Here is a 3,907-nt window from a genome sequence, read left to right on the forward strand (position 1 = left end):
TAGGGTTTTCGTTTCCACAATAAAAAAACGCCACTATGTGACGTTTATTAATTAAATATTAAACCGATAACCCGCTCCCCAAACGGTTTCCAAGAACTTCGGGCTTGTGGGATCTCTTTCAATTTTTTCACGTAATCTACTAATATGGACAGTTACAGTTGAAACGTCTGCAGCTGATTCGAGACCCCAAACTTTTTCATAAAGTTGTTCTTTACTTAATACTTGGTTTGGGTTCATTACAAAAAACACCATTAAATCAAATTCTTTTGTCGTAAATGGTACTTCTACCTCGTTAATAAAAACTTTACGAGCGGATCGATCGATTGATATTCCATGAACGTAAATTGTGTTTGAAATCGCATTGTTACCTGCTAGCCTTTCATATCGAGATAAATGTGCCTTTACTCTTGCAACTAGTTCACTTGGGCTAAATGGCTTTGTAATATAATCGTCCGCACCTAAACCAAGTCCTCTAATTTTATCGATATCTTCTTTTTTAGCAGATACAAATAAAATAGGAATGTTTTTTACAGCACGAATTTCTTTACAAATTTCAAATCCATTTTTCCCTGGCAGCATGATATCCAAAATGATTAAATCATAATTTCCTTTTAGTGCATGTTGAAGGCCTTCATCGCCATTATGTTGTATATCGACACGAAAATCATTTATTTCTAAATAATCTCGTTGTAATTCTGCAATGCTTATATCATCTTCAATCAGTAATATTTCTTTCAAATTCTCTCACCTTTCTTTAAGGAAAAAAATATACTTGTCCCCTTACCAATCTCGCTAGTTGCCCAGATTTTCCCTCCGTGCTCTTCAACAATCTGTTTTGCGATTGCTAAACCTAAACCACTACCACCAGTTTGTGAATTTCTTGATTGTTCTGCACGGAAAAACCGATCAAAAATAAATGGTAATGTAGCAGGGTCGATACCTTGTCCATTGTCTTTGACTTCTACAATTACTTCACTTAACTGTTCATTAAATGAGAATGAAATTTCCTTCTCTTCTTTGTTCATATATTTCACACAATTACTTACTAAGTTTGACAACACTCTTTTTAATTTCTCTCGGTCCGCTGTAACATTGATTGATTCAAGCAAATGATTAAATTCTATCTCGATGCCTTGCTGCTTTAAATCCAAATTTATTTCCTCTATATAGCTTTCGATATATTTATTCAACTCGAAAGTTTCAAAATGAAATGGTTCCTTTTTTAAATCAAGCTTAGAGAATAAAAACAATTCATCGATTAATGAATCCATATCCTTTGCTTTAGAATAAATTGTTGATAAATACTTTTCCATTTTCTCCGGAGTATTTGCTACACCATCTTTTATCCCTTCCACATATCCAATTATTGAAGTAATTGGTGTTTTCAAATCATGTGAAATATTGGACAGTAGCTCTTTACGGTTTTCCTCATATTGTATCTGGAGATTGATCGATTCTTTTAATTTTATTCTCATTTCCTCAAACGCTTTATTTAATACACCAATTTCATCATTTGAACTCATAACAATTTCGAAATTCAAATCCCCAACTTTAATCTTTTCAGCACCATTTTTAAGTTTTGAGATTGGCTTAATAATGCTTCGAGAAACCAAATAGTTTAACATTCCGATAATCATGATAAATAAAAAAATCAGTAAACCTAGTAAAATTGGAAAAAGATTACGGATAATCTCGGTATATGAGCTTGCTTTCTTTAAGACAAAAATACTCCCTTGGCTTTGATCTGGAAAATAAAAATCAAATTTCACATACGTAAAAAACAAATCTTTTATTTTTATCGTATCCCGAGTATTAATATTCGTTGCCTCAAACCCAGGAAGCGCTTGTTCCAGCCCTTTCTTGTCTAAACCCGAGGAAGCGTACTCGATATTTGTACCCTTACGTACTACAATTCCGATATTCTTATGCTCAATACTTTTGAGTTCCTGTCTATTGAGTAACTGCTTAGGATTATGTTTAGCAAGCAACTTCAAATCAAGAAACACACTTTCTTCAACTGTAGTCAAAGGCTTTTGTACATAAGTCTTTTTATAAAGATTTTCTACTGACTTTACATCCCCTGTTATTGCAAAAATAATTAAAAACCCTGCTGCCAATAATAATGTAATCGAAAATAGAATCACACCTATATATGACAACAAAAACCTCATTTTAATTGACATTTCTTTCACTCGCTCAGTAATAAATTTTTAGTTTGATGATCTTTATTCTTAGCATGCTCTTGAGAAAGCATAATTCATCTTTTTCCAGTTTTAGATCTCCATGAACACTTCATGAGAAAGTATAATTCAGCTTTTTCCTTTTTTACTTCCCCATGAACATCTCATGAGAAAGTATAATTCAGCTTTTTCCTTTTTTACTTCCCCATGAACACCTTATGAGGAAGTATGATTCAGCTTTTTCCTTTTTAACTTCCCAATGAACATCTCATAAGGAAGTGCTATTCAGCTTTTTCCTTTTTTACTTCCCCATGAACATCTCATGAGGAAGTATGTTTCATCTTTTTCCTTTTTTACTTCCCCATGAACATCTTATGAGGAAGTATGATTCAGCTTTTTCTTTTTTTACTTCCACATGAACACCTCATGAGGAAGTATGATTCATCTTTTTCCTTTTTTACTTCCCCATGAACATCTTATTAGGAAGTATGATTCATCTAATTCATTTTATCCTTTTATAAATACTGCTTTTGTAAACTACATACTCAACAAAAAAGGATGTAAATTAAGTGAACTATATCATATAAATCTTAAAAAAATGTAAAATTTGTGTGAAATAAATCTAAACATTACATAATTCATAAAATAGTTAAAAAACCATCAATTAATTCGTTTAATTTGAATGTAAAATAGTATGAAAGGATGTGAAATATGAAAAATAAAAAAGAACGATTTGAATCAAATGAATTAAGGATTTATCAAAGTTTAAATGCTAGGAGCAATCTTTCTGATGATGACATAGTATACTTTTCCTATCTAAAAAAAGGGTTCGAGGGTGAAAAGAAATTTGATCAATGGACTTCAAAACTTTCAGATAACTGGCTTTTTCTAAACGATTTATTGTTCGAATGTAATAAATCTGAATTTCAAATTGATTCGATAGGTATAAATGGAGAAACCATCTATTTATTTGAAGTGAAAAATTTTGAAGGAGATTATTATATAGAAGGAGATCGATGGTATAAAACTCAAAATACCGAAATAAAAAATCCTTACGAACAACTAAAAAGAACCGAATCCATGTTACGAAAATTACTTAATGATTACAAGATCCATTTCAAATTAAAACCTCATTTAGTTTTTGTAAACCCCGAATTTTTTTTATACAATGCTCCTATGAACCTACCCATTATTTTTCCATCACAATTAAATCGCTTAATAAACGAATTAAACATGCAATATTACAAATTAAATGTTAATCACTTTCGGCTTGCCGAAGCTTTTTTATCACTTCATAAAACAGAGTCAAAATACACTCAATATCCAACGTATCATTATAACGAACAATCAAAGGGGATCATTTGCGTTAACTGTAATACGTTTATTACTGAAGTTAAAAAAGGGAAACTGATCTGCAAAGCCTGTAACTATGTAGAAAATCTGCCCAATGGTATATTAAGGAGCGTTGAAGAACTTAAATTACTCTATCCAGATAGAAAAATTACAACTAATGCGGTTTATGATTGGTGTGGAATTTATAAATCAAAAAAAGGTATTTGTAAAGTGCTTCGCGAAAATTTCAATATGAATGGTTATGGTAAATATAGTTATTTTACTTAGTTGATTTAGCTTTGTACTCATTATTATGAGTACATTTTTTATTTTATCTACTTATGGGACCATGCTGAGTAGGGTATTTTTGCTATATTACTTCCCCATGAACACCT

General features: G+C 31.1%; 3 protein-coding genes. 1 reads left to right on the forward strand and 2 read right to left on the reverse strand.

From position 1 onward, the window contains the following. Positions 1 to 51: 51 nt before the first annotated feature. Positions 52 to 738, reverse strand: a complete 687-nt coding sequence (locus tag CN925_RS04565; protein WP_098845091.1) for a response regulator transcription factor — start codon at positions 736 to 738, stop codon at positions 52 to 54. After that, a complete protein-coding gene (locus CN925_RS04570; protein WP_098845092.1) occupies positions 735 to 2,183 on the reverse strand; it encodes a sensor histidine kinase in 1,449 nt (482 codons plus the stop codon). Before CN925_RS04570 ends, CN925_RS04565 begins: the two co-directional genes overlap by 4 nt. Before the next feature lie 708 nt (positions 2,184 to 2,891). Here CN925_RS04570 and CN925_RS04575 point away from each other — a divergent pair. Further along, positions 2,892 to 3,800, forward strand: coding sequence for a nuclease-related domain-containing protein (locus CN925_RS04575; protein WP_098845093.1), 909 nt, complete (start codon positions 2,892 to 2,894; stop codon positions 3,798 to 3,800). Positions 3,801 to 3,907 lie beyond the last annotated feature (107 nt).

Source organism: Bacillus sp. AFS055030 (assembly GCF_002574545.1).
In the GTDB taxonomy this organism is placed as follows: Bacteria; Bacillota; Bacilli; order Bacillales; family Bacillaceae_G; genus Gottfriedia.